This is a genomic window from Campylobacter concisus, assembly GCF_002092855.1.
GTDB classification, from domain to species: domain Bacteria; phylum Campylobacterota; class Campylobacteria; order Campylobacterales; family Campylobacteraceae; genus Campylobacter_A; species Campylobacter_A concisus_AI.
In genome coordinates this window covers 122,436-147,500 of record NZ_LVLC01000023.1, presented here as the reverse complement: position 1 = coordinate 147,500, position 25,065 = coordinate 122,436, and the positions used below count along the sequence as shown (strand labels likewise).

The following is a 25,065-nucleotide window of genomic DNA, read 5'->3' as shown; positions in this document are numbered from 1 at the left end:
TCCATTGTCGGCGTATCTAAACGAAAATATAAACGACGGATTCGTTTTTCATATGCGAAGTCTAGTAAATGACATGTCTAATGCCGGATCTACTTTGAATGGCTATAGTATAGTTAGATGGATAGACGGTAGGGATTATCTAGTTCCTAACGCTGGAGTAAATACATTTACCCTTCAAGACGGCTGGTTTAAAAGTAACGACGGCAAGCTAGCTATTGGTCAAGATAATGCTAAAGACTTAGTGCTAACAAGTAGTGCTAATTCGGCAAATCATACTGGAGATGTGGCCAAAATAGTAGATCCTTCAAGTGATCTTAGCGTATTTGGCGGAGATAATGGAAGCAAGATTACTTCAGATGGTACCAATATAGATACTAAAATTTATAGTAGCGTAAAGGGTGACGAGATCAATATAACTTCTGACGTAACAGGTACTGGTACAAGTGAAGTAGATCCACTTACTCACGAATACACAGGCGGTCAATCTTATATAAGCACCGGTTCAAGTTCGGACAACTTAAATATAGCTCCTGGCGTCACTTTAACTAATACTATAATAAATATGGGCGCTGGAAGTGAAATCGTAAATTTAAAAGGAACTGCTGCAGATAAGATTAATTTTAAAGGATCTATCTTAATGACCGGTGCTGATGATGATGTAATAAATATCGAGAACGCTTCGTTTGATGTAACCGATGAGAGAGTTAGTGTGATAGACGGTGGAAGCGGCAATGACATTATAAACGTAAATTCTGGAGCCGAGTTAAAAAAAGGCACCATGATCAGAAGCGGAAGCGGTAATGACACTGTAAACGTAAAATCTGGAGCAAATATTAACGGCACCACAGAAGAAGCTCTTATACATATGGGTAAGTCTGCTAGTCCTTTAGATAAAGGAGAACAAGGTAATACTTCTGAGCTAAACGTGAAAAACGGAGCATCTGTATCTAATACCATAATAAAAACGGAAGCCAAAGAAAATACGATAAATTTTGAAAAAGGAGCTACTACTACTGGTGTTAGAATCATAGCGAAAGATACTGGTACAAAAAGCACGATCAATATTAAGAGCGATCTAGAAACATCTCTGGAAGGTAAGCACTCTAAGATTAGAACCGGAGAAGGAGACGACATTGTTAACGTAAGTGATAAAGCTACACTAAATAATGTTGAAATGACTTTAGGAGGGGGTCTAAACAAAGTAACTATAGACGATGCTACTATGAACGGTGGTAGTATAGAAAATGGCGATGGTGGTAACGAAATAACATTAACCAATAATGCGGTATTTAGTGATGCTTATATAAGCACTGGAGATGGCGTCGACCAAGTCAATGTATACGATGGGGCATTGTTAAATTTCGCGGAAGTAAATACCGGCGGAGGCAACGACATAATAAGATTTGAACACCTAACTACAAGTCCGTTTCAAGGTTACAGCTACTCTGCAGCAACGGAAACTGAGATAAATATGGGCGACGGCAAGGATACCGTAGTGCTAACTGGCATGGGTAATAGCGGCAACTATGCGGGCAGAGTATCAGACTTCCAACAAGTAAATATAAATATGGGTGACGGAGATACCAAGCATGTGCAGATAAACAGAGGAAAAGTAGAAACTACTAATATAACTACCGGTAGCAAAGACGATTTGGTACAAATACAAGGCGACTCTTTAATGGAAGGTAGAAACAATATAGAAACCGGTGCGGGCGTAGACGAAGTATATATTACGGATTCTAAGCTTAACGGTACAGCTAGCGCAAAAACGAAGATAGATACCGGTGCGGATGGAGACCACGTAGTTATCAGAAATTCTACTTTAAAGCATGCGGAGATTAATACAGGTACTGGAGTAGATACTGTGGATATCGAAGATGAAGTAACGCTTGATGGTGCTATAAATACAGGTGCAGATGATGACGAAGTAAATATTAAGGGCAATATAACTGCAACTACTCAGTCAAATATCATAACTGGTGCCGGCTCTGATACCATAAATATAGATAGCGGAGTAACGCTTACTCGTACAGTTATAGATATGGGTGCCGGAGAGGATACTATAGAAATTAGCGGAAATAGTGCTACTGATCGTATAACATTTAAGGGATCTACTTTGTATACCGATGATGCAGGATACACTGCTAATGATATAGATCATGTAACGATATCAAATACTACCTTTATGAAAAGCGATGACGGTAGATTATCTAGCGTACAGACTGGCGGTGGAGATGATGAGATTACAGTAAAAGATGGAACTGTATTCCAAGATATGTCTTTTATACAAGCTGGAGATGGTAAAGATAAAATATATTTAAATAGTGGCTCTACATTTAATTATTCTAAGGTATTTGGTGGCGATGGAGGCGATGAAATACATGTAAATGGCGCCGAATTTAATGGCAAATATGGACATGGCGGTGTTGATGGTGAAGCGGGAGATGATAAAATTTTTGTTAACTCTGGAACGTTTAATGATGCCAACATAGAAGGTGGAGCTGGTAACGATACAATAGAGATCAAAAAAGACACTATTTTAAATAATGCTAACATTAGAGGCGATGCTGGTGATGACACAATTGTCATCGGAAAAGGTACTAACATATCTGGTGCAACAATAGACGGTGGAACCGGATATGATACATTAAAAGTTGCTGATAGCAGTATTGATTTTAGTCATGTTAAAAATATCGAAAGACTAGATATGACTAATGGAGAAAACACAAACTTAACTCTTACAGCTAGCAATGTTCAAGATATACTACGTGATAGTAGTGAGAGTACACTAAGAATAGATGGCGACAAAGGTGATAAGCTAAAACTTACCGATGGTGGTTGGGGCAGTGGTCATCCAAGCTCTAATGATGGCTATACTCTTTATAGCAATGGCACAACTACAATCGAAGTTAAAAACGATGTACAAGTTGATCTTTAAAATTTAACCAAGCCACTTTAATCCCAAAGGATTTTCCTTTGGGATAATTTCTTCTATCATTAAATTTTTATAATTGTTTATCTTTTTAATTAGCACCAAATCCACAAATTTTTAGTCATTTAAGTAGTAGTTAGCATATATCAAATTAGTAAGTTCTAATAGACAAGTAAAGGCTGAAAATGGATAAATTTAGTGGCAAATGTAGATAAATTTACCGCCGTAAGGATAAACTATTTTCCAGTTGGGTCTAAGCCATTTAAGATGTAATTTACTTCATCATCGCTTAGCTCGTAGTGTAAAAATTCTTATAAAATTTCTTCGTTTCGGCTGCTATATCTATATCTTTAAAAATTTCAGGATGTAATATCTTAGCTGCCCATAAAATTTGCAATGCCCCCTCGGCGCCGTATCTATCCCAGCTAAAAACGCCGGTAGGATTTACGTAAACTCTTTTATTTTTTTACAGCGTTAGTGTCTGCGTAGATAGGGTTTTCATATATTTTTTTCAAAATTTCTGGAGCTTTAGCTCTGCCTATGATGATCACATCAGGGTTCATATTTGGTATCTCTTCAGCATTGATTTCAAGCATATTTCCAGCTTTTTGAACCGCGTTTTGGCCGCCTGCGACACTTATCCACTCGTCTATGATCGTATTTGCGCCGTCAACCTTAAATAAATTCTTGCCATCTGCTATGTGAAGCACTTTTGGTCTATCTGACGCAGTGATCTTATCCGTTTTACTTAGCACTTTTTTAGGTTGCCGTCAAAATACTTATTAAATTTCTCCGCGATCTTCGGCGCGTCGCCTCCTATGGCTTCTGCCATTATAGATACGCTTCTTTTCATATCCGCATGATTCGTAAATGACGGATAAAGGACGTTAAAGCCATTTTTTGTTAGTTCCTCTTTGTTCTTTTTGTCTGCGGCTATGACTATATCAGGGCTTAGTTTGACCAGCTCTTCTACTTGCAGGCTCTTGCCGTTTACGCCATTTGGAATGCTTGAAATTCTAGGGTATATATGTGCGAACCATTTGTTGTTTTTTATGAGATCGGTTGTTGCGACTATTTTGTCAGCACCACCTAGCATCAAGACGATTTGGTTATTTGCATACCAAAGCGTAGCGATCTTTTCTACATTTACAGGGACTTTGACGATGTCGCCAGATATGTCTTTAATCTCTCTAAACTAAGCCGCATTAAGCAAAAGGCCTGTAAACAGCACCATTAAAGCCATGAAAATTTTTTCATTTTTTCTCCTTATGTTAAATATATATTTTTATATATAAGTGCTAATCCTATACGTTATCGCCTTAATAAACAATATCCTTACAATATAGATTTCTAATTTAGAGCTTTAAAATTTATGAGTGAATGTGAATTTGTATCTATTATTGATAGATTAAATTTATAGCAAAGACTCCCCTTCTTGCACTTGGCAAAAAGGGAAGAAAAGAGAGATTATTTCTCAAAAGCTTTTTGCAAGCTAAATGGAAACGCCTGATAGCCCATAGCATTTGTCATCTTTATCTCGATGCTAGGCTCTTTTGCGCCCCACTCAAACTCATCGATGTGTGGGCTAGGAAGTCCTACTGGGCGACCTTTTGCGATGTCAAACTGCATGCCAGCAACGGCTGAATAGACCATCACGCTATCAAGGTCATCTTGATACTGCGTAAGGCTAGTAACCGAGCTATACCACTCTTTGCCACGCTCTTTGCCGTACTCCCAAATTTGCTCAACAGTCTTTTTCTTTTCATCGATCTTATAAACGACCGCGCGAGAGTACTTCATGCCAGCGATGGCTGGTTGCTCCATGCCCCTTGTGTCGCCGTTGTCAAAGACACTTAGGTAAATTTCGCCTTTTTTAGACTTGCTATCTATCCTAAATGCTGTGTGTTGCGTCCATTGCCAGTCAAAGCCACCTTTGTCGCTCTCGTATCCTGGGCATTTTGAGTATTCATCTTCGCAGACTATTTTGTTGCCTTTGCTATCAACTGGCTGGAGGAGTTTATCTTTAAATTTATCGCTCCAACCCTTGTGAGCACCCATGATCCATTTTACTTGTTTATCGCGGCCGATCTTGATGACTGCGTCTTGGTGGCGGCTTGAGATGATGATGCTATCGTCACTTGGGTCATAATCCACGCTATTTACGTGAGCCCAGTTACGTCCAGGACCTGCTCCAACTATATCGCCCCATTTATCGTGTGTATCCATAGACTGAAGCTCATCAGAGCTTGCTGTGTGGCCTGCTTTTTTAGCATCTATGTTTAAGCAAACTGCGCCTTGATCAAGCGTTTTTAGCACGATATCGCGGTAAGGATCAAGAATTTCATAAAGCCTAAAGTCATCAACTACGTTGCCATCTCGGTCAAGCTCGACGATCACGTCGCGCACGGTTCTTACGTTTTTGCCATCAGCTCTTTTATAATCAGCATTTGCCACGCGCAAGAAGTAGTGTCCGTTTTGTGCTACGTCCATTGAGTGAGAGAAGTCGTTGTAGCTAGCTGGTAGCTCACGGTTGAAAATTTCTCTACCCATGATGTCGTATTTTGCGTATCTTTGGCCATATCCCCAAGTCATCGCGCCGTCGTCATTTTGCTTAAAGCCCATCATAACGCCAGCGTGAAATGGCTGTTTAAGATCATAAATTTTGCTTGGCTCAAGGTACCATCTAACCTCGCCTTTTGTATCAAGGATGAAGTTATTTGGGCTATAGTTCCACTCGATCGCACCGCCAGCTGGGTTGTTCCAAACTACTTTTGTGCCCTTGCCTGTTTTATTTACAAAGTTATTTACATAGTAGAGGCGGTTTGCAAATTTAGCGCTCGCTGGCTTAGTAACCTCGATCTTGTCAAATAGCGCGCCCTTTTGATTTGGCGTGCCAGCGCTCTCTAGGTAGATAGCTGGGGCGTAAATTTTATAGCTCTCTTTTATGTGCTCGGTCTTACCTTTGTAGCTCTTGTCGTATTCGACCTCAACGGTGTTTTGATAGTCAGGATACATGCCAAAAACTGGGATGCCGCCATGTGTGCGAAGATGCTTGTCAGCCACTTTGTAGCTTATCACCTGACCACCTTGTTTTGGCACAATGGTTACTTTGGCATTGCTTAGTGTGTAGCCGCCATTTTTGATGACTGCTGTAAGTGGGGCAGTGTCGTATGGATTTACCACTACTTCGCCTATTTGCCCAGTGATAGCGTAGTCAAGTTTAGCTCCGCTTGGACCGCCTATCGCAAAAGCGCTTGAGCAAAGCACAGAAGCTAGCGCAACACAACTCAAAGTCTTTTTCATAACATCTCCTTTGGATAAATTTTATAAACTCTACTCATAAAGCTTATAAAATTTAGAAAAAGCCTTGGAACGCCCAAGGCTTAAAATAGGTAAAAGGAGTAATAAAAAATATTGCGTCCTTCGTAATTGTAATAAAACCTTATAACATAAAAATCACGATAAACTTTATAATGGCTTAAAATCTAAATTTATATTAAAAATTTTTGCCTTTTTGGACCTTAAGCTGGCATTTACGCTTTAGCACTTATAATCAGCCCCAAACAATGGAGTAAAACTTATGACACTAACTTACAATGCAAAGAAAATTTATGAAATTTGGTTTGAATCAAAAAGTGAGCTTGAAGAGAGCAATGCTAGCTTTTTAGAGGATTATTTAAATTTTTTAGGCGATATTAGTGAAGTGATAAATATTGATGAAAAAACAAGACTTTCGGTTATCATCGCCTCTCTTTGCGTGAGTAAAGGTGCAAAAAGCTCATTTAAAAGCTTCGTGAGGGCTGCTTTAAATGCAGGCATATCAGCAAAAGAGATAAGAGAAATTTTATATCAAGCAGTGCCTTATGCTGGGCTTGGCAAGGTAGAAGATTATATATTTTTAGCTGATGAAATTTTTAATGAGCGCTATATAGAGCCTGAAAATATGCCTAAAAAATCAAGAGAAGGCAGAGGCGAGAGAGGTCTTGAGATACAAAGAAAACTCTTCCCAGCGGTTGATAAATTTATCGCATCAATGCCAAATGATCAAAAACATATAATGGATTTTTTATCACAAAACTGCTTTGGTGATTTTTATGCAAGAGATGGGCTTAGTTTAGAGCTTAGGGAGCTTTTGACATTTGTCTACATCACGACTCTTGGCTTTGCAAAGCCACAGCTTTTAGGGCACATTGCTGCAAATTTTGGTATCGGCAACGATAGAGCTAAACTAATAAGCGTTGTTACAACTCTTATACCATTTATAGGCTATCCAAGTGCTTTAAATGCATTATCAGCAATAAATGAGATAAGTTCTAGTAAAAATTAAATTTTTTAATTAATGCAATATCTTGGAAATTTCAGCCAAAATTTATTCTAGCGTTAAATTTGCGGTTGAGCTTGGTTGTAGAATAACTCAAAATAAATCATCTAAAGGAGATTATTATGAGTTTTCTATCTAAATTTAGCAAGGCTATCTTTGCCGTTGCGGTAGCTGGTGCGATTAGTGCTAGTGCATTTAGTGAGGGCGAGGACTACGTCAAGCTTGAAAAGCCACTAAGTGTCGGACAAAATACGTTAGTTAAAATTTTTAGCTATGCTTGCCCATTTTGCTACAAGTACGACAAGAGCGTCACTCCAAAGGTAGTTGAGAAAATCCCTGGACTAAAATACGAGCCATTTCATCTAAAGACAAAGGGCGATTATGGCGAGGTTGCGAGCAAGGTTTTTGCTGTGCTTATCGTCATGGACGAGGCAAAAGGTGTCAGCTTATTTGATGAAAATTCGCTATTTAAAAAGGCTAAATTTGCCTACTACAAGGCTTATCACGACAAAAAAGAGCGCTGGAGCGATGGCAAAGACGCCGAGGGCTTTTTAAAGACCGGACTTGAGGCTGCTGGCGTTAGTAAGGCAGACTACGAAAAAGAGCTAGCTAATCCAAAAGTGACCGAGCTGCTTAAAAAGTGGGATGAGAGCTATGATGTGGCTAAAATTCAAGGCGTGCCAGCATTTGTCGTAAATGGCAAATATCTCATCATGACAAAATCAATCAGCTCGCTTGATGGCATGGCAGCACTCATCGAAGAGCTTCTTAAAAAATAAGGCACCACATGAGCTTTTTTAAAAAAATGGCCAAATTTCAAGACTCACGCATCTCTTGGGCGATCTTAGTCTTTGTAAGCGTCGCACTTGTCGTTATCGCGCACTCGCTCTTTCAAAACTACGCCTATATGCCTCCTTGCGAGCAGTGCGTCTATATACGTTTTGCATTTTTATGTATGGCACTTGGCGGCGTGATCGCTATGATAAACCCAAAAAATTTGCTATTTGCTCTAATTGGCTACGTCTTTGCCTTTTGGGGAGCGGTGCAGGGCATAATGTATAGCGTAAAGCTAGCTAAAATCCATGATGCGGTGCATGGCGATGATCCTTTTGGCGTGCAGGGCTGCTCTACTGAGCCACACTATCCATTTGGCTTGCCGCTTGAGAAGTGGGCACCTGACTGGTTTATGCCAACGGGGGACTGCGGATATGACAGCCCTATGGTGCCTGATGGCGTGGTGCTAAGTGATTTGCAAAAGAACATAGTTGATCTTTACGCAGACGGCTGGTATCTTGTGCCGTCCTCTAAATTTATGTCGATGGCTGATTGCACGCTGCTTGGATTTGGTGTTTGTTTTGTAGTGCTTGCACTTATGCTCGTTTCAAAGCTTTTATCCTTTTTAAAATGAATTTAGTTAGCCCAAATTTGGGCTAACTTAGGATATACTGCGCGTATGGGTATTAATTTAAAATCACAAAATATTAAAATCTACGTCATCATCTTGCTTGCTAGCCTTTTTGTAATACTTCTTGGGCTAAATATTTACAGCAATGCAAAAGAGAAAATTATAGAGCTATCTGATAAAAATAACATAGCAGTTAGCAAAAATATCGTAAATAACTTTCAAATTTGGCTTGATGAACGTATAAATTCACTCATTCGTGCGTCAAAATTTATACAAAATGCAGACATCGTAGATGACGATGAAAAGATAGCTGGCTTTATAAAGCTCTTTAAACAAAACGCAAAAGAATTTGATCTAATGCAGCTTTTAAGGGATGATGGAGAAATTTTTGTAGACGGAGAGAAAATTTTAGAAGAAGTTATGCCAAAGAGTGAAAGAGCAGGGCTTATCTGGTATGTTGAGACAAAAAATACAAATGCCCCAAGCGTAAATTTCATGCAAAAACATAAAATTTTAAAAGGCTCAACTCTAAATTTATGCGTTCCAGTCACAAAACAAGCGAAATTTAAAGCAGCACTTTGTGGCGTCGTGCGTATAGAAAATATCTTTAACAGCATTAAAAATTTTAGCCTTGCGCCAAATTCTTACTCATTTTTGGTGACTCATAGCGGTGAAATTTTAACATCGATACCTGATCTTGCTTTAAAAAAAGAGATCGAGGAGAAATTTAAAGAGTTGTTTTTAAAAGATGAAGACATTACAAGCTTAAAAATAGGACAAAATTTAATCCAAGTAGCTGAGATACCAACGATAAATTGGTTCATAGGAGCTGGCACAAATAACGAAGAAGAAATTTCAGCTTTAACAAAAGAAGCTTTAAAAAATGCTCTAAGCTTGCTCTTTGCCTTCGTTGCGCTCACATTTTTGGCAAACATCCTTCATAATTTTATGTATAACAAGATAAAAAAGATACAAGATGAGTATGAAACATTGCTAACTCATAGAGCCAAAATGAGTGAGGCTGGCGAGCTAATAAGTGGTATCAATCATCAGTTTATTCAGCCAGTAAATTCGCTAAAACTAATGCTAAGCTCGTGCATAATGCTAAAAAAAGAAGGTAAATTAAGCGATGAGGAGCTAATAAATTTGCTTGAAAAAGGACAAAGCTCGGTCAAACTTCTTTCAAGTACTATTGAAATTTTTAGAAATTTTTACAAAAGTGCTGAAAATGTGAGCGAATTTGAGGTGCAAACAAGCGTTAAAAACCTAATAACTCTCATGCACACAGAGCTAAGCCGTGCAAATGTTAGTGTAAAATTTAGTGGTTTTAATAAACAAAAAGTTCGTCAGATAGAAAATATAATCCAACAAATTTTACTAATCCTAATACATAACGCAAAAGACTCACTTGTCGAAAGCTACAAAGATGAGCCACTAAAGCGTATCATCGAGATAAAATTTAGAAGCTTTGAAGATAAGTGCTACATCGGAGTTTATGACAATGGAAATGGCGTAAACGAGCAAATGAGCGAGAAAATTTTTACTTGGCTAAATACCACCAAAAAGCAAGGAAATGGCATAGGACTTTATTTTGCTAAAAAGCTAGCACAAGAAAAGCTAAATGGTGACGTAAGACTCGTAAATAACGCAAAGCCAACGGTGTTTGAACTAAGTTTTGATATAAATTTAAAGGACTAAAATGCAAGAAGTCTTAGAAATTTTAAAAAAGACATCCGTCTTGGTAGTCGAAGATGACGATATGGCAAGAGAGCTTATTATTAGCGGGCTTAAGCCTTATTGCGAGCAGGTAATTGGTGCTTGCAATGGACAAGATGGCGTGGAGAAATTTAAAAAGCAAGGCTTTGATATCGTGATGAGCGATATTCACATGCCAGTGCTTAATGGCTTTGAAATGATGAATGAGATGAAGCGCACAAAACCGCACCAAAAATTTATCGTCTTTACCTCTTATGATAGCGATGAAAATTTGATAAAAAGCATGGAGGAAGGGGCGATGCTTTTTTTAAAAAAGCCTATTGATATGAAGGATCTTAGATCAATGCTTATTAGTTTAAGTTTTGAACGAGATGAAAAGCTAGTTTATTTAAGCGATGAGGTGAGTATAAATTTAAAAAGAGAGAAAATTTATAAAAACGGCATTGAAATTTATCTTAGCTTTTTACAAAATAAGATATTTTGGCTCTTTGCTTATAATCTAAATAAGCTAGTTACTTATGAGATGATAGAAGAATTTGTCTATGAAAGCGATGTTAGCAAGGCGGCTATCCAAAATGTGATACTTCGTCTAAAGCGTGAGCTTGGTGTGAAATTTAAAAATATCAGCGAGAGCGGATATATTTTAATCACAAAATCTGAATGATTTGGAATTATCGCCACCTTGTACCATAGTACAATATACAAAAGTAATTAAATATACTAAAATACCGACAAATAAAAATAAGGAATAAAGATGGCAGCAGTAGCTGGTATAGTTAAAAGTGTTTCATCTGATGTTATAGCGATAGACCAAAATGATCATGTAAGAGTTTTAGACGTAAATGATAAAGTATATATCGGAGAGGCTATAAAGGGCGAGAGCGAAAGCTCAAGTATTACAATCACTGCAAATGATGGACAAGATATATCAATAAACGGATACGATACTCTTTGGCTAGACAGTAGCGTAGTAAGCGATGATATTGGCGAGTCTAGTATAGATACTGACGCATTGTTTAAAGCACTTCTTGGCAATGATTATGTATCGATTTTAGATCATATAAATGAAAAAGTAGATGATATCCTTAGCGCAACCAATTTAGAGCAAGAAGAGCCAAATGATGAGGCTAGCGTAAATATTAGTTTTAATGAAATAGATCCAAATTTAGCAAATGAGCATGGATTAAGAGAAGATGATCTTTTAGCTAAAATAAACGAACATAAAGAGGGCGATAAGCAGATAGATCCTAGCTTTGAGCATACAAATCTTAATGCAACTACGATATATATAGATATCGATAACGACTTAAATAAACTTTCATAAATTTGAGCTTTTTGCTCAAATTTCTTCTGTTTTCAAAAAACTCAAATTTATATAATATCCTCTATAATAAGCCAAAAATTTTAAAGGAAAACGATGAAAAAAATTCTAATCATCGCAGGCTCTTGTAATAGTGGCACAGCCGGGCTTCAAGCAGATATAAAAACATGTGCTAGGCTTAATTGTTATAGTGCAACAGCAGTAACTTCTTTGGTCGCTGAGACTACGGATGCTGTAAAGAGTGTAGTTTGCTTAGAACCTAGCTTTGTCAAAGATCAGCTAAATACGCTTGCGGAAGAATTTAGCTTTGATGCGATTAAGATAGGCATGCTATTTAGTGAAGAGATCATGGAAGTAGTGCGTGAGTTTTTACTAACTCAAAATACCAAAGTAGTAGTGCTTGATCCAGTTTGCGTCTCAAAAAGTGGACACAAGCTTATAAAAGATAGTGCGGTGACAAAGCTAAAAGAGCTAATGAGTTTAGCTACGGTAACTACTCCAAATTTAGATGAGGCAAATTTGCTTTTTGGTGATAATTATAAAGATCTGCCTTGTGACGTCATCGTAAAAAAACATATCAGTGAAGATAGCAGTATAGACACACTTTATAAAAAAGATGGCTCACTAAGAAATTTTAAAACCCCACTTGTTAATCCGCTTGTAATGAGTGGAACTGGTTGTAGCTTCTCAACTGCACTTGCTTGCTTTTTAGCAAAGGGCAAGAGCTTAGAGGAGTCTATACAACTTTCAAAAGAGTATGTTTGCTCTATCATAAAAGAGAGCATAGATACAAAACTTGGTAAAAATCGCCTACTTTGGCATGGAGCGAAGTAAAATTTACCCCTCTGATCTTTGCACGGCAGCTGAGTGAGTGATGATGTCGTGCAGATTTAGTTTATCTTTTCTAAAGAAACAAAGGCAAAGTCCAAGTATGCTAAAGCCAGCAAAGGCAAAGCAAATTTGGCGCAAGATGGTGTGAAAAAAGCTTAGTTTTCTACCGGTTTTTAGGTTTATTAGATAAATTTCTTGTGCTTTGTAGCCTGGAGTTTGTGCTTTTATGCTAAAAAAAAGGCACATTATAAGTGAGATCAAGCTATTTGCACTAAAAATAGCAATTTGGTTATGCAAAAACGCCTCTTTGCCATCAAGTACAAGATATGTTATCGCATAAAATATCGGCATACCGATGATAAAAAGATCGATAACGAAGGCCTTTGCTCTAGCCCAAATAGGTGCGATTTTTGCCTTTTGCTTTGCCAACTCAATTTCCTGTATTTATGTAGATACGGCTAAATTTCTCCCAGTCATATAGATAGACTAGGTTGTCACTCTCGCCGCTATCATGCGTGACGCAGAGCATAGTAGAGGCGCGTGAGATCTTGCACCAGTGATTATAGAGATCAAGTTTTTTGATATCGCTTTCTAGTACACCAGAACAGCCTATATACTCATAAATGCTAAGATCAAAAAAGCTCTTATTTTCGGTTTTTAGTAAGCGTTTTTTGCTATTTTCTTGCATTAAACTAGCTCTACGCCTTTGCCATTTACTACTTCACCGATCACGTAGCCATCGCTGCTAGCTAGGACAGCGTCAACGTTTTCTTTTGACACAACTAATATCATGCCAACGCCCATGTTAAAGGTTCTCATCATCTCGCTATCTTCTACTTTTTGAGCGATGATTTTAAAAATTTCAGGCGTTTTTATAGCGCTTTTTTGCACCTTTGCGCCAAGTCCAGCAGGGAAGACGCGAGGCAAGTTTTCAACTATGCCACCACCGGTGATGTGAGCCATTGCCGTAATCTTATCCTTTAATCTTAAAAAGTCGCTCACGTAAATTCTAGTTGGCTCAAGAAGTACGTCGATGAGCTTTTTATCGCCTACTTTTTCATCAAATTTTAGTCCAAGCTCGCTAACTACTTTTCTTGCAAGAGAGAAGCCATTTGAGTGCAGGCCACTACTAGGAAGTGCGACTAAAACGTCACCAGCTTTTACAAATTTGCTTCTGTCGATCTCATCAGCCTCAGCGATACCAACGGCAAATCCAGCAAGATCGAAGTCGCCTTTTTCATACATCGACGGCATCTCCGCTGTCTCGCCGCCGATAAGTGCGCATTGCGCCTTTTTGCAGCCATTTGCGATGCTTTTTACAACCTCTTTGGCACTCTCTATCTCAAGCTTTGCCGTTGCGTAGTAATCGAGAAAAAAGAGTGGTGTGGCGAAGTTACAGATGAGGTCGTTTACGCACATTGCGACTAGATCCTCGCCCACGCTGTCAAATTTCTTAGCGTCGATAGCTAGGCGAAGCTTTGTGCCGACACCGTCAGTCGCGCCTAGAATGGCTGGATTTTTATACCCGCTTGGTAGTCTGACCGCTCCTGAAAATGACCCAATGCCACCTATAACGTTTGGTGTTTGTGTAGATTTTACGAAAGGCTTTATCGCCTCAACAAAGCTATTTCCAGCATCTATATCCACTCCAGCATCTTTATAGCTTATCATCTTTACCCTTTTTTGTAATTTTTTAAAACTTTAGCCAAAAGTTGCTAAAATTGTCATCAATTTTCAAAAATGGAGCGAGTTTGCAGAAATTTCCAAACGCTTATGTCGTCACAGGCTCGATCGCTAGCGGTAAAAGCACGGCTATAAATTTGCTAAAAAAACGAGGCTTTAGTGTGATTGATGCGGACGTGATCGCTCATGAACAGCTTGAAATTTGTAAATGTGAGATAGTAGAATTTTTTGGCGAGCAAATTTTAGACGAAGTTGGCAAGATCGATCGTCAAAAACTTGGTGCCATTGTTTTTAATGATCCAAAAAAATTAAAAATTTTAGAGCAAATTTTGCATCCAAAGATAAAGGAAGAAATTTTATCTCGTGCTACGAATCTTGAGTGCTTGGGGCAGGTTTATTTTGTCGATATTCCTTTGTTTTTTGAAAAAGAGGATCGATACGCTGAGTTTAAAAATATAGCTGTGATCTATGCGCCAAAAGAGCTTTTGCTAAGCCGCTTAATGAGCCGAAATGGTCTAAGTTTAGAGGACGCAAAAGCAAGAGTGGAGCTTCAGATGGATATCGAGCAAAAGCGAAAAAGGGCAAATTTTATCATAGATAATAGTGATGATAAAAAAAATTTAGAGCAAGAACTAGAGAAATTTCTAAGGCAAATTTGCGGCTAGTTTTATATAAATTTGGCAAAAATAAGTAGAGTAATGTTAAAGGAAAAATAATGCAAGTTTCAAAGTACAACGCTAGTGGCAACGATTTTGTAATATTTCATACATTTTTGAGTAAAGATAGAAGTGAGCTAGCAAGGCAAATTTGCAGCAGAACGAACGGTGTGGGAGCTGATGGGCTCATCGTGCTTTTGCCTTACGAAAAGGGCGTGAAATGGGAGTTTTACAACAGCGACGGAAGCTACGCTGCGATGTGTGGCAACGGCTCGCGCGCGGCTGCTAGATATGCCTATCTAAATGGTCTTGTTAGTTCAAACGATTTTGTCTTGCTAACTGGTAGTGGCGAGGTTATGGCAAGTGTGAAAAACGAGTGTGTCGAGGTTGTACTAACAAGTCCAAAGATTTTAAGCGAGCCGCTAAATGAAAACGGCAAAACTTGGTATTTTTATGATACTGGCGTGCCTCACCTTGTAAATTTTACACAAAATTTAGAGGAATTTGACGTCAAAGAGTGCAGGGCGCTTCGTCAAAAATACAATGCAAATGTAAATTTGGCCAAATTTGAGGGTGGAGCTTTAAAGGTGAGAACCTACGAAAGGGGCGTAGAGGACGAGACGCTAGCTTGTGGCACTGGTATGGCGGCTTGCTTTTACGGCGCTACTTTAAATTTAAATGCAGCGCAATGCCTAAAAGTCTATCCAAAAAGCGGCGAGGAGCTTGGACTTAGGCTTGAAAACGGCAAAATTTTATTTAGTGGAGCGGTGAAACACTGCTTTGATACGAGTATTGAAATTTAGCTATTTAGAGCGAGTTTTATACTTGCTCTTGGCTAGTTTGGCTAGTAATGGTAAGCAAATTTTTCAAATTTATATTACTAAATTTGCACCTAGCTGATGAAGTAAAATTTTATAGTGGTATTAATTTAAAATTTGAATACAAAATAACTAATTAAAAAAAATTTCGAAAAATAAATTTTAATAAAAATTTGATAGAAATTTAAAAAAAGAAGATCTCCGCCGAAGCGGAGAAAAGGTGTTATTTTAAAGCATCTTTTGCTTGTTTTGCAAGTGCCGCAAATGCCTTCGCGTCATTCATAGCTAGATCAGCTAAAATTTTTCTATCAAGTTCTATGTTAGCTTTGTTTAAGCCGTTGATAAATCTTGAATAGCTAATGTCGTTTAGTCTGCAAGCTGCGTTGATACGAACGATCCATAAACGTCTGAAATCACGTTTTTTCTGGCGTCTGTCACGGTATGCATAAACTAAACTTCTCTCTAGTTGCTCTTTAGCTTTTCTAAAGTGTTTATGTCTAGCACTGAAAAAACCACGTGCTAGCTTTAAAACTTTCTTATGGCGTCTTCTTCTAACTACGCCTGTTTTTACTCTTGCCATATTTATCCTTTTACAAATTGGCGCTCACGAAGTGAGTCTTGCCCCTAAATTTGGGGGAGTTTGAATGACTTTTTGTCAAAAACTTAAATCTACAGCTGCTTATACGCCGAGCATTTTGCGAACGGCTGGGACATTTGTGCTGTCCACGTATTGTGGGCCACGCAAATCTCTCATACGCTTACTAGGTTTTTTTGTTAAGATATGGCTTCTAAAAGCAGAGCCCCTTTTTATCTTATTTTTACCTACTTTAAAGCGCTTAGCAGCACCGCGAACGGTTTTCATCTTTGGCATGCTAATCCTTTTTGAAATTTTATACGCAATTGCGTAAGTTTTGGATTATAGCGAAAAATCCTTTAGAAAATTTAAATTTCACTTAGACAAAATTTGCAATAAATTTACATTTAACTTAAAAAAGTTTTAAAATATGGAACTAATTTATTAAATTTGGCGTATAATCACATGAAGAAATTTTATTTTACTAAAGGAGTAAAAATGAAAGGCAAAATTATTGCATCAATCGTCGCTATGAGTGCGATTTTAGGCACAAGTAGCTTGGCATGCACTACTATTTTAGTAGGAGATAAAGCTTCAAACGATGGCTCTATGTTAGTCGCCAGGAGCGCAGACAGCAAGGCTGTAAAGGCGCAAGTCTTTTTGATCCATCCAGCAAAGAAAAACCAAACTGGCATGCATAGCTCAAAAGCCCATGACGGCGCAAATGACTTTACATATCCGCTTCCAAAAGATGGCATGAGATATACAACTGTTGCAAATTCGCACACAAAACTTCATGGAGCAGTTGGCTACAACGAGGCAGGGGTTGGACTAAGCGGCACTGAGACCATTTACGCAAAAGATGAGCTTTTAAAGATCGACCCATATAACGAAGAGAGTGGCATCACAGAAGATGACATCCCAGACGTGCTTTTGCCACGTATGAAGAGTGCAAAAGAGGGCGTTAAGCTCCTTGGCGAGATAGTTGAGACAAAAGGCGCTGGAGAGGGCTTTGGCGTGGTATTTATCGATGCAAACGAGCTTTGGTACTTTGAGACAGGTACAGGCCATAAATGGATCGCTTCAAAGATCCCACAAGATGAGTACTTTGTCACTGCAAACCAAGGCAGACTTCACGCTTATAAAGAGAATGATCCAAATTTCATGGGCGCAAAAGATGTTATCAAATTTGCGATTGACAACAAAACTTACGACCCTGCAAAAGATGGCGAATTTAACTTTACAAAGGCCTATACAAGGGACGATGAGAGGGATGTGACCTACAACTACCCACGCGTTTGCTGGGTTCAAAGCATGTTTAACCCAAGTCTAAAACAAGACTTCGCCGATGGTCAGAAATTTCCAGTATTTTTAAAACCAGAGAAAAAACTAAGTGTTGAAGACCTAAAAGCTGCGATGAGAGCCCACTACAACGGCACTGCGTTTGATAACTACGCCAGCAAAGATGAAGATAAGAAAAACGTCTACCGCGCTATAAGTGTCTTTAGAACATACGAGTCTCACGTCATGCAGGTGCGCCCATGGCTACCAAAAGAGATCGGCCGTGTGACTTACGTAGCTCTTGGCATGGCTGATCTTAGCGTTTATTTGCCGTATTATGAGGGGCTTGATGGCTTTATAAAAGGCTACTCAGATGGCTCTTATGACGCTGATGATACTTCGATATACTGGGTTTATAGAAAGCTTCAAACACTTGTGATGACCGATTATGAGAAGTATTCGCCAGTGGTTAAAGAGGCTTACGCCAAATTTGAAAAAGAGTTGGCGGTAAAGCAGGCTAAATTTGAAGATGAGTACGTAAAGCTTTATAAAAAAGATAAGAAAAAAGCGGACAAACTCCTAAATGAATTTAGCCAAAAGACAATGCAAGAGGCAAAGGATCTAACTCAGGAGCTTACAAACAAAGTCTTTACTATGCTTACAGCTGATATGGACGCTAAGCTAAAATCTCTAAATAAAGGCAAAAAAGACTAAAAACTCTGGGCGTGAAATTTAGTAGCGCCCAAACTTTAAACAAAAATTTGGCAAAGAGCGTTTATAATGCGACAAAAATTCACTACAAAGGAAAAACGCTGATGCCTTGTCCCATGCATAAAGCTCATTAATCTCGGCAAAAAACATATCAGCGATTTTCAAAAAACACGCAAATTTTTAAATGATTTTACATTTTTTCACATTGATATAAATCCATTTTTACTAGCAGGTCCGCTGCATTGTAACTGCATTTTTAATAGCAAAGCTAAGCAATGCCTGAAATTTGGCAAGGATCTTTTCAGTAGGGTTTTTTATAAATTTTACTTTAGTTTAAGAAGAAGTGGGTGTCATCCACCGCATGTGAGGTGACACAGACTTGTGCGCAGCGCAACAACATTGAACGTGCTGGGGTTTGGGTCGCAGGGATAAGGGGGCGGTTTCGTAATTCTAGCCCCCTTGCACCTGCATAAAAATATTCAAAGTTGCTGTGCTTTGCACAGTTTTAATTAAAAATAGAAATTTAAAAAGGATAAAAATGATAAAAAGTTATGTTTTAGGTTTTCCAAGAATCGGAGAGAAAAGAGAGTTAAAGCGCGCGTTAGAGGGCTTTTGGGCTGGTAAAGAGGGCTTTAGTGAAGAAAATTTGCAAGAGACTGCAAAGACACTTCGCCAAAGACACTGGAAATATCAACAAGACGCTGGTATTTCGGCTATTAGCGTTAATGATTTTTCGTTTTACGACCTAATGCTTGATAACATCATCGCTTTTGGCGCGACACCTCCAAGATTTGCAAATTTAAGCGGCTTAGAGCAATATTTTGCTTGCTCAAGAGGCAACAAAAATGGTGTTGCGATGGAGATGACAAAGTGGTTTAACACAAACTACCACTACATCGTGCCAGAGCTTAGCAGCGAGAGTAAATTTAGCCTAAAAGCGGACAAAATTTTAAATGAATACAAAGAGGCGAAGGCTAACGGCGTAAAAGGCAAGGTAAATTTGATCGGTCCTATCACATTTTTGGCCCTTTCAAAGACGACTGACGGCAGTTGCCCATTTAAGCACCTTGACGCGCTTGTAGGCGAGTATAAAAAGCTACTTGAGCAAATTTCTAAGCTTGATGATGAAATTTTAGTGCAGTTTGACGAGCCGATCTTTGTAACTGACAAAAATGAAAGCGATCTTTTGCCACTTATCACAAAGGTTTATAACGAGCTAACAGGCGTTGTTAGCAACATCAAGATCGTGTTTGCGACATATTTTGAGCATGCGATTAAAGCAGTTAGCGAAGTGGCTAAAACTAAAATTTACGGCATCGCACTTGACTTCATCCATGGCAAGAGAAATTTCGAAGTACTTGAGACTATCAAAAACAGCCATTTGACGCTATTTGCTGGCGTGATCGACGGCAGAAATATCTGGAAAAGCAACATCGATGAAAAAGTAAAACTTGTTCGTGAAATTTCAGAGAAAATAGGAGGCAAAGACTTTTACATCGGTACTTCGTGCTCGCTTCTTCACGTACCATACACGCTAAAATATGAAGAGAATTTAAACCCTGAGATCAAAAGCTGGCTAAGCTTTGCGGTTGAGAAGCTTGATGAGATCAAGATCATCACAAAACTAGCAAACGGCGAGAATCTAAACGATGCTGAGGCAAAAATTTATGAAGAAAATAAAAATGCCGTTAAAACTCGCGCCACTTCAAAGCTCATCCACTCTGAAAGTGTTCAAAACCGCATTAAAAATTTAAGCAAATTTGAGCGTGATGAGAAATTTGAAGATCGCATCAAAATTCAACGCGAAACACTAAAATACGGCATCTTACCAACAACAACGATAGGTAGCTTCCCTCAAACGGTTGATCTTCGCGTACTTCGCCAAAATTTCAAAAAAGGCGAGATCGACGCGGCTGCTTATGAAGCAGGTATCAAAAAATATATCGATCACTGCGTGAAATTCCAAGAAGATATCGGCCTAGACGTGCTAGTACATGGTGAGCCAGAGAGAAACGACATGGTTGAGTACTTTGGCGAGCAGATCAGCGGATACGCATTTAGCCAAAATGGCTGGGTACAAAGCTACGGCAGCCGCTGCGTCAAGCCACCACTTCTCTTTGGTGACGTAAGCCGCCCAGAGCCGATGACTGTTAAATGGATGAAATATGCTCAAAGTATCACAAAACACGTAATGAAGGGCATGCTAACAGGTCCTGTGACCATGCTAAACTGGAGCTTTGTGCGTGATGATCTGCCAAGAAGCGAGGTAGCAAAACAGCTCGCACTTTGTATCTATGACGAGATCGCAGACCTTCAAAACGCAGGCATCAGAGTGATCCAAGTCGATGAGGCAGCGTTTAAAGAGGGCTATCCGCTAAGAGCTGAAAATATACCAGCTTATGAGAAATTTGCGGTTGATTGCTTCAAGCTTTCAGTAAGCTCAGCTGAGGCAAAAACCCAGATCCACACGCATATGTGCTACTCTGAATTTAACGATATTATTAAGACTATCGAAGCTATGGATGCTGATGTTATTAGTATCGAGACTGCAAGAAGTGGCAACGAGCTACTTAAAATTTTCAAAGCCGTTGGCTACAAACAAGAGGTCGGACCTGGCGTTTACGACATCCACAGTCCACGCGTGCCAAGTGTCGAGGAGATCGTCGCTCAGATCAAAGCTCTGCTTGAAGTCTTACCAAAAGAGCAACTCTGGATCAACCCAGACTGCGGCCTAAAAACCAGAAAATGGGAAGAGGTCGAGCCAAGCCTTAAAAACATGGTAGAAGCTGTCAAGATCGTAAGAGGTCTATAAAATTTAATTAAAAAGGATTTGAAAAATGAAAAGGATTTTTCTATTTGTAATATTAGTTATATTTGCGTCCGGATGTAGTTCTAGACGCCACTCTATACCACTCAACAAAGGTGCGTACAAGCAAACAAATATCTATAGTATCAGCGAGGCTTTAAATTTAGAAGCTGCCAAAAAAGAGCTAGCAGGATTTGAAAATGTGAGGCTTGAATTTGGCTCAAACGACCAAAATAAAAGCGTCATCAAGGCAAATGTAAAGGTTCAAAGATTTATCACTGATAGCGGAGATATAAAGGGCTATTGCCAAGAGGCTTTTGTCGCCGTCATAAAAAGATATATGATAGCTGCTAAAAAGCAAAATGCCGACGTGGCAAATATCGTGAGCTTTTGGCGAGCCGATGCAAAATACCTAAAAGACGAGTTTGTCTGCATGTCGTCAAAAAGTTCTGTTGGCGTGGTGATGAGGGCTGATCTAGTTCAAAAGTGAGAAAATGCTAAAAGAAAAAATTTTAAATAAAGAAAAAGGGCTCGTGCTCTATGGTCTCACACCGCCAAAGGCTGAATTTGAAGAGGCAAAGCTGTGTGAGATCTCAGAGCGCTGGACGAGGCGGATAAATGATATCAAGGCCGACGGGCTTGTGCTTTATGAGGTACAAGACGAGAGCGAGAGAAATGATAGCGAGAGGACATTTGAGTTTAGTGGGACGCTAAGCTCAGAAATTTACTACAAAAAGTACCTAAACGTCGCAACACCTAGTATATTTTACCGCGTGGCTAGCGGATACGGCGAGGATGAATTTCGCGCAGCACTTAAGGCTCAAAGCTCAAATTTAAACGTTCTAGTGGGGGCAACTTCTAGCACGCAAAAAGTGAGGCTAAATTTAGCTCGCGCCTACGAGATCGCTAGCGAATTTAAAGAGTTAGCAGTAGGCGGTGTCTGTATCGCAGAGCGTCACGGCAAAAAGGGCGATGAGCCACAAAGGATGCGTGAAAAGATCGCAGCTGGGGCTAAATTTTTCATATCGCAAGCAATCTTTGACTCACAGCTAGCGCGTAAATTTTTAGAGGATTGCGCGGCTGCAAAGATAAGTGAGCCGATATTTCTGACATTTAGCACAGCTGGCAATGCAAAAACGCTTGAATTTATCAAATGGCTTGGAGTGAGCGTGCCAAGCTCTGTCGAAGAGAGGCTAAGTTTAAGCTCTGACTACCTAGCTAGTAGCTGTGATATCATCAAAGAAATTTGGTGCGAGCTAAAGAAATTTGGCGACGAAAATGGGTTAAATTTAAGCATAAATATAGAAAGTGTAATGGCAAAAAGAGCTGAGATAGAAGCGAGCTTGGAGCTAACACATAAGATGAAAGAGGTGTTTTGATAGTTTAAAAGCTATCAAAACTTATATTTTAGATGATTTTAGTAAGTTCTTAGTCTTTTTTAGCTTTAATTATATAAGATTTTTAAGCTCATTTTAAAGTAGATAAAATTTATGACAAATATATTATTATGTGGTGGTTCTGGTACGAGGTTGTGGCCTATTAGCAGGACTTTGATGCCAAAACAATTTATTAAATTATTTGATGACAGGTCACTTTTTCAGCTAACTGCACTACGAAATAGTGAAATTTGTGACAATACATTTATGATTACAAATATCGATCACTACTACTTGGCGATGGATCAGATAGAGAATTTAAATATCACAAATTTTAAATATCTACTTGAGCCAGTCGGTAGAAATACTGCACCAGCGATCACATTAGCTTGCCTCGCACTTGATCCAAATGAGATTGTTTTAGTAACGCCATCGGATCATTTGATAAAAGAGATTAAAGCATACCACATAAGCGTAAAATCCGCAAAGGAGCTGGCAGAGCAAAATTTTTTGGTTACTTTTGGCATAAAGCCAAGGTCGCCTGAGACAGGATTTGGATATATAGAGAGCTATAATGGTGATGTGAAGGCTTTTTATGAAAAGCCAGACTATGAAAGGGCAGTGAAATTTCTAAAAGATCAAAATTTCTACTGGAATTCAGGTATGTTTGTCTTTAAGGCAGGCGTTTTCTTGGATCAGATGAAAACTTTTGCTCCTGAGATACTTGAAGCATGTAAATTAGCTTTTGATAACGCAAAAAAAGACGAAATTGATATCAAGATAGATGTTATTGACATGCAAAATATTCCGCAAAATAGCATAGATTATGCTGTGATGGAAAAGTCTGATATCGTAAAAATGGTAGCCCTAGATGCATCTTGGAGTGATCTTGGAAGTTTTGATAGTTTGGATGAGCAGCTACAAAAAGATATCAATGGAAACACAATAAATAGCGATCTGGTGCAGATAAATTCTCACAATAATCTAGTCCTATCTAGTGGTAAAAAAATAGCTTTGATAGATGTTGATGATCTAACTATAGTTGATACAAAAGATGCTCTTTTAATATCTAAAAAATCCTCTAGCCAAAAAGTAAAAAATGTGGTGGAAATTTTAAAAGAGGAGAGCTCTGAGCTTTGTAATGCCCATATTACGACAAATAGGCCTTGGGGAAACTACACTGTCCTTGAAAATCAAGATGGTTATAAGATAAAGATAATAGAGGTAAAACCTGGCAAAAGGCTATCTTTGCAAAAGCATTTTCATAGAAATGAGCACTGGATAGTACTATCAGGTAGTGCCACCGTTACGATAGGTGAGACAACTAGACTCGTTTGTCCTAATGAGTCTATCTATATAAAAATGGGCGAAGTTCATAGGCTGTCTAATGAAGGAAAAATTCCTGTGGTTTTGATAGAAGCTCAGGTCGGTGAATATACAGGTGAAGATGATATAATTCGCCTAGACGATGATTTTAAAAGGTGATTTATGGATAAAAAAGTAGCGTTAATAACTGGTATAACTGGTCAAGACGGATCGTATTTGGCGGAATTTTTACTAAAAAAAGGTTATATAGTCCATGGTGTAAAAAGGCGAACGAGTCTTTTTAATACAGATAGGATAGATCATCTTTACCAAGATCCTCATGTTGATAATAGAAATTTTTTCTTGCACTATGGCGATATGACGGACTCTATGAATTTAACAAGGATCATTCAAGAAGTACAGCCAGATGAAATTTATAACCTAGCTGCCATGAGCCATGTACATGTTAGCTTTGAGACACCAGAATATGTCGCAAATGCTGATGGTACAGGTACTCTTAGGCTTCTTGAAGCTATAAGGATACTAGGGCTTGAGAAAAAGACTAAAATTTATCAAGCCTCTACATCTGAGCTTTACGGAAAAGTACAAGAGACGCCGCAAAGCGAAACGACTCCATTTTATCCAAGAAGTCCTTATGCAGTCGCAAAGATGTATGCGTACTGGATAACGGTTAATTATAGAGAGGCTTATGGCATTTTTGCTTGTAATGGCATATTGTTTAATCACGAATCACCAGTTAGAGGCGAGACATTCGTAACCAGAAAGATCACAAGAGCAGCTAGTAAGATAGCGCTTGGGCTTCAAGACAAGCTTTATCTTGGAAATTTAGATGCCAAAAGAGACTGGGGCCATGCAAAAGACTATGTAAAGATGATGTGGATGATACTACAAGCCCCAGAGCCAGAAGACTGGGTGATAGCAACTGGACAAACAACAGCGGTTAGAGATTTTGTAAAATTTGCATTTGCTTATGCTGGCATAAATTTGAGATTTGAAGGGGCTGGTGTAGATGAGGTAGGAGTCGTGGACTCACTAAATTTTGAAAAAGCAAAAGAGTTAAATTTAGATATATTACATTTAAGTATCGGACAAACTGTGGTTTGTGTGGATCCAAGATATTTTAGGCCAACGGAGGTTGATTTGCTACTTGGAGATCCGAGTAAAGCAGAGAAAAAACTAGGCTGGAAGAGAGAATTTAAGCTTCAAGATTTAGTAAATGATATGATGAAGTCAGACTTAAAACTCATGACAAAAGATGTCTATCTAAAAGATGGCGGATATGAGATAATGAGCTATTTCGAGTAAGAA

24 protein-coding genes are annotated in these 25,065 nt (G+C 38.7%); 16 read left to right on the top strand and 8 right to left on the bottom strand.

Annotated elements, in window-relative coordinates:
- Nucleotides 1–94: 94 nt before the first annotated feature.
- A complete protein-coding gene (locus tag A3223_RS07495; RefSeq protein WP_084109792.1) occupies nt 95–2,938 on the top strand; it encodes a beta strand repeat-containing protein in 2,844 nt (947 codons plus the stop codon).
- A gap of 452 nt (nt 2,939–3,390) precedes the next feature.
- On the opposite strand, the gene A3223_RS09940 is transcribed toward A3223_RS07495, so the two are convergent.
- The 3 genes from A3223_RS09940 to A3223_RS07485 all read right to left on the bottom strand — a co-directional run bounded on the left by A3223_RS09940 (nt 3,391) and on the right by A3223_RS07485 (nt 6,235).
- Nucleotides 3,391–3,687, bottom strand: a complete 297-nt coding sequence (locus tag A3223_RS09940) for an ABC transporter substrate-binding protein (protein ID WP_307772179.1) — start codon at nt 3,685–3,687, stop codon at nt 3,391–3,393.
- Nucleotides 3,681–4,028 (bottom strand): hypothetical protein, encoded by a 348-nt coding sequence (locus A3223_RS09935; RefSeq protein WP_307772180.1) that lies wholly within the window; start codon nt 4,026–4,028, stop codon nt 3,681–3,683. The genes A3223_RS09940 and A3223_RS09935 overlap by 7 nt, the downstream gene beginning before the upstream one ends.
- Before the next feature lie 371 nt (nt 4,029–4,399).
- On the bottom strand, nt 4,400–6,235 hold the full coding sequence (locus A3223_RS07485; protein ID WP_084109791.1) for an aryl-sulfate sulfotransferase: 1,836 nt from the start codon (nt 6,233–6,235) through the stop codon (nt 4,400–4,402).
- A gap of 277 nt (nt 6,236–6,512) precedes the next feature.
- Here A3223_RS07485 and A3223_RS07480 point away from each other — a divergent pair, with 277 nt between their 5' ends.
- From A3223_RS07480 to A3223_RS07450, 7 genes are all read left to right on the top strand, one after another.
- Entirely contained in the window at nt 6,513–7,259 is a 747-nt protein-coding gene (locus A3223_RS07480) for a carboxymuconolactone decarboxylase family protein (RefSeq protein ID WP_084109790.1), read from the top strand.
- Nucleotides 7,260–7,375: 116 nt separating this feature from the next.
- Nucleotides 7,376–8,032 carry a thiol:disulfide interchange protein DsbA/DsbL gene (locus A3223_RS07475; RefSeq protein WP_084109789.1) on the top strand — a complete coding sequence of 219 codons (657 nt, stop codon included), beginning with the start codon at nt 7,376–7,378 and terminating at the stop codon, nt 8,030–8,032.
- 8 nt (nt 8,033–8,040) lie between these two features.
- The gene (gene dsbI, locus A3223_RS07470; RefSeq protein ID WP_084109788.1) at nt 8,041–8,661 is read left to right on the top strand and encodes a protein-disulfide oxidoreductase DsbI; all 621 of its coding nucleotides are present in this window, start codon (nt 8,041–8,043) and stop codon (nt 8,659–8,661) included.
- Nucleotides 8,662–8,706: 45 nt separating this feature from the next.
- Nucleotides 8,707–10,356 carry a sensor histidine kinase gene (locus A3223_RS07465; RefSeq protein WP_084109787.1) on the top strand — a complete coding sequence of 550 codons (1,650 nt, stop codon included), beginning with the start codon at nt 8,707–8,709 and terminating at the stop codon, nt 10,354–10,356.
- Between the two features lies 1 nt (nt 10,357).
- Nucleotides 10,358–11,038, top strand: coding sequence for a response regulator transcription factor (locus tag A3223_RS07460; RefSeq protein WP_084109786.1), 681 nt, complete (start codon nt 10,358–10,360; stop codon nt 11,036–11,038).
- Between the two features lie 90 nt (nt 11,039–11,128).
- Entirely contained in the window at nt 11,129–11,698 is a 570-nt protein-coding gene (locus A3223_RS07455; protein ID WP_084109785.1) for a hypothetical protein, read from the top strand.
- Between the two features lie 93 nt (nt 11,699–11,791).
- Nucleotides 11,792–12,529 carry a hydroxymethylpyrimidine/phosphomethylpyrimidine kinase gene (locus tag A3223_RS07450; protein WP_084109784.1) on the top strand — a complete coding sequence of 246 codons (738 nt, stop codon included), beginning with the start codon at nt 11,792–11,794 and terminating at the stop codon, nt 12,527–12,529.
- A gap of 3 nt (nt 12,530–12,532) precedes the next feature.
- On the opposite strand, the gene A3223_RS07445 is transcribed toward A3223_RS07450, so the two are convergent.
- The 3 genes from A3223_RS07445 to purM are packed head-to-tail and all read right to left on the bottom strand — an operon-like array spanning nt 12,533 to nt 14,197.
- Nucleotides 12,533–12,955: an RDD family protein gene (locus A3223_RS07445; protein ID WP_084109783.1), complete on the bottom strand. Its 423-nt coding sequence runs from the start codon at nt 12,953–12,955 to the stop codon at nt 12,533–12,535.
- Between the two features lies 1 nt (nt 12,956).
- Nucleotides 12,957–13,214: a hypothetical protein gene (locus A3223_RS07440; RefSeq protein ID WP_084109782.1), complete on the bottom strand. Its 258-nt coding sequence runs from the start codon at nt 13,212–13,214 to the stop codon at nt 12,957–12,959.
- Nucleotides 13,214–14,197: a phosphoribosylformylglycinamidine cyclo-ligase gene (purM, locus tag A3223_RS07435; RefSeq protein WP_084109781.1), complete on the bottom strand. Its 984-nt coding sequence runs from the start codon at nt 14,195–14,197 to the stop codon at nt 13,214–13,216. The genes A3223_RS07440 and purM overlap by 1 nt, the downstream gene beginning before the upstream one ends.
- An 80-nt stretch (nt 14,198–14,277) precedes the next feature.
- On the opposite strand from purM, the gene coaE reads away from it, so the two are divergent.
- On the top strand, nt 14,278–14,874 hold the full coding sequence (gene coaE, locus A3223_RS07430) for a dephospho-CoA kinase (RefSeq protein WP_084109780.1): 597 nt from the start codon (nt 14,278–14,280) through the stop codon (nt 14,872–14,874).
- 50 nt (nt 14,875–14,924) lie between these two features.
- Nucleotides 14,925–15,668 carry a diaminopimelate epimerase gene (dapF, locus tag A3223_RS07425; RefSeq protein ID WP_084109779.1) on the top strand — a complete coding sequence of 248 codons (744 nt, stop codon included), beginning with the start codon at nt 14,925–14,927 and terminating at the stop codon, nt 15,666–15,668.
- 238 nt (nt 15,669–15,906) lie between these two features.
- On the opposite strand, the gene rplT is transcribed toward dapF, so the two are convergent.
- The gene (rplT, locus tag A3223_RS07420) at nt 15,907–16,263 is read right to left on the bottom strand and encodes a 50S ribosomal protein L20 (RefSeq protein ID WP_009295119.1); all 357 of its coding nucleotides are present in this window, start codon (nt 16,261–16,263) and stop codon (nt 15,907–15,909) included.
- 99 nt (nt 16,264–16,362) lie between these two features.
- Nucleotides 16,363–16,554, bottom strand: a complete 192-nt coding sequence (gene rpmI, locus A3223_RS07415) for a 50S ribosomal protein L35 (protein ID WP_012000969.1) — start codon at nt 16,552–16,554, stop codon at nt 16,363–16,365.
- 201 nt (nt 16,555–16,755) lie between these two features.
- Here rpmI and A3223_RS07410 point away from each other — a divergent pair, with 201 nt between their 5' ends.
- From A3223_RS07410 to gmd, 6 genes are all read left to right on the top strand, one after another.
- Complete coding sequence (locus tag A3223_RS07410; protein WP_084109778.1) at nt 16,756–18,252, top strand: C69 family dipeptidase; 1,497 nt, start codon at nt 16,756–16,758, stop codon at nt 18,250–18,252.
- Nucleotides 18,253–18,787: 535 nt separating this feature from the next.
- Complete coding sequence (gene metE / locus A3223_RS07400) at nt 18,788–21,061, top strand: 5-methyltetrahydropteroyltriglutamate--homocysteine S-methyltransferase (RefSeq protein WP_084109777.1); 2,274 nt, start codon at nt 18,788–18,790, stop codon at nt 21,059–21,061.
- Between the two features lie 25 nt (nt 21,062–21,086).
- Nucleotides 21,087–21,545, top strand: coding sequence for a hypothetical protein (locus A3223_RS07395; protein ID WP_084109776.1), 459 nt, complete (start codon nt 21,087–21,089; stop codon nt 21,543–21,545).
- Between the two features lie 4 nt (nt 21,546–21,549).
- The gene (locus A3223_RS07390; protein WP_084109775.1) at nt 21,550–22,434 is read left to right on the top strand and encodes a methylenetetrahydrofolate reductase; all 885 of its coding nucleotides are present in this window, start codon (nt 21,550–21,552) and stop codon (nt 22,432–22,434) included.
- A gap of 111 nt (nt 22,435–22,545) precedes the next feature.
- A complete protein-coding gene (locus tag A3223_RS07385; protein ID WP_084109774.1) occupies nt 22,546–23,916 on the top strand; it encodes a mannose-1-phosphate guanylyltransferase/mannose-6-phosphate isomerase in 1,371 nt (456 codons plus the stop codon).
- Between the two features lie 3 nt (nt 23,917–23,919).
- Nucleotides 23,920–25,062 carry a GDP-mannose 4,6-dehydratase gene (gene gmd, locus A3223_RS07380; RefSeq protein WP_084109773.1) on the top strand — a complete coding sequence of 381 codons (1,143 nt, stop codon included), beginning with the start codon at nt 23,920–23,922 and terminating at the stop codon, nt 25,060–25,062.
- Nucleotides 25,063–25,065: the final 3 nt, after the last annotated feature.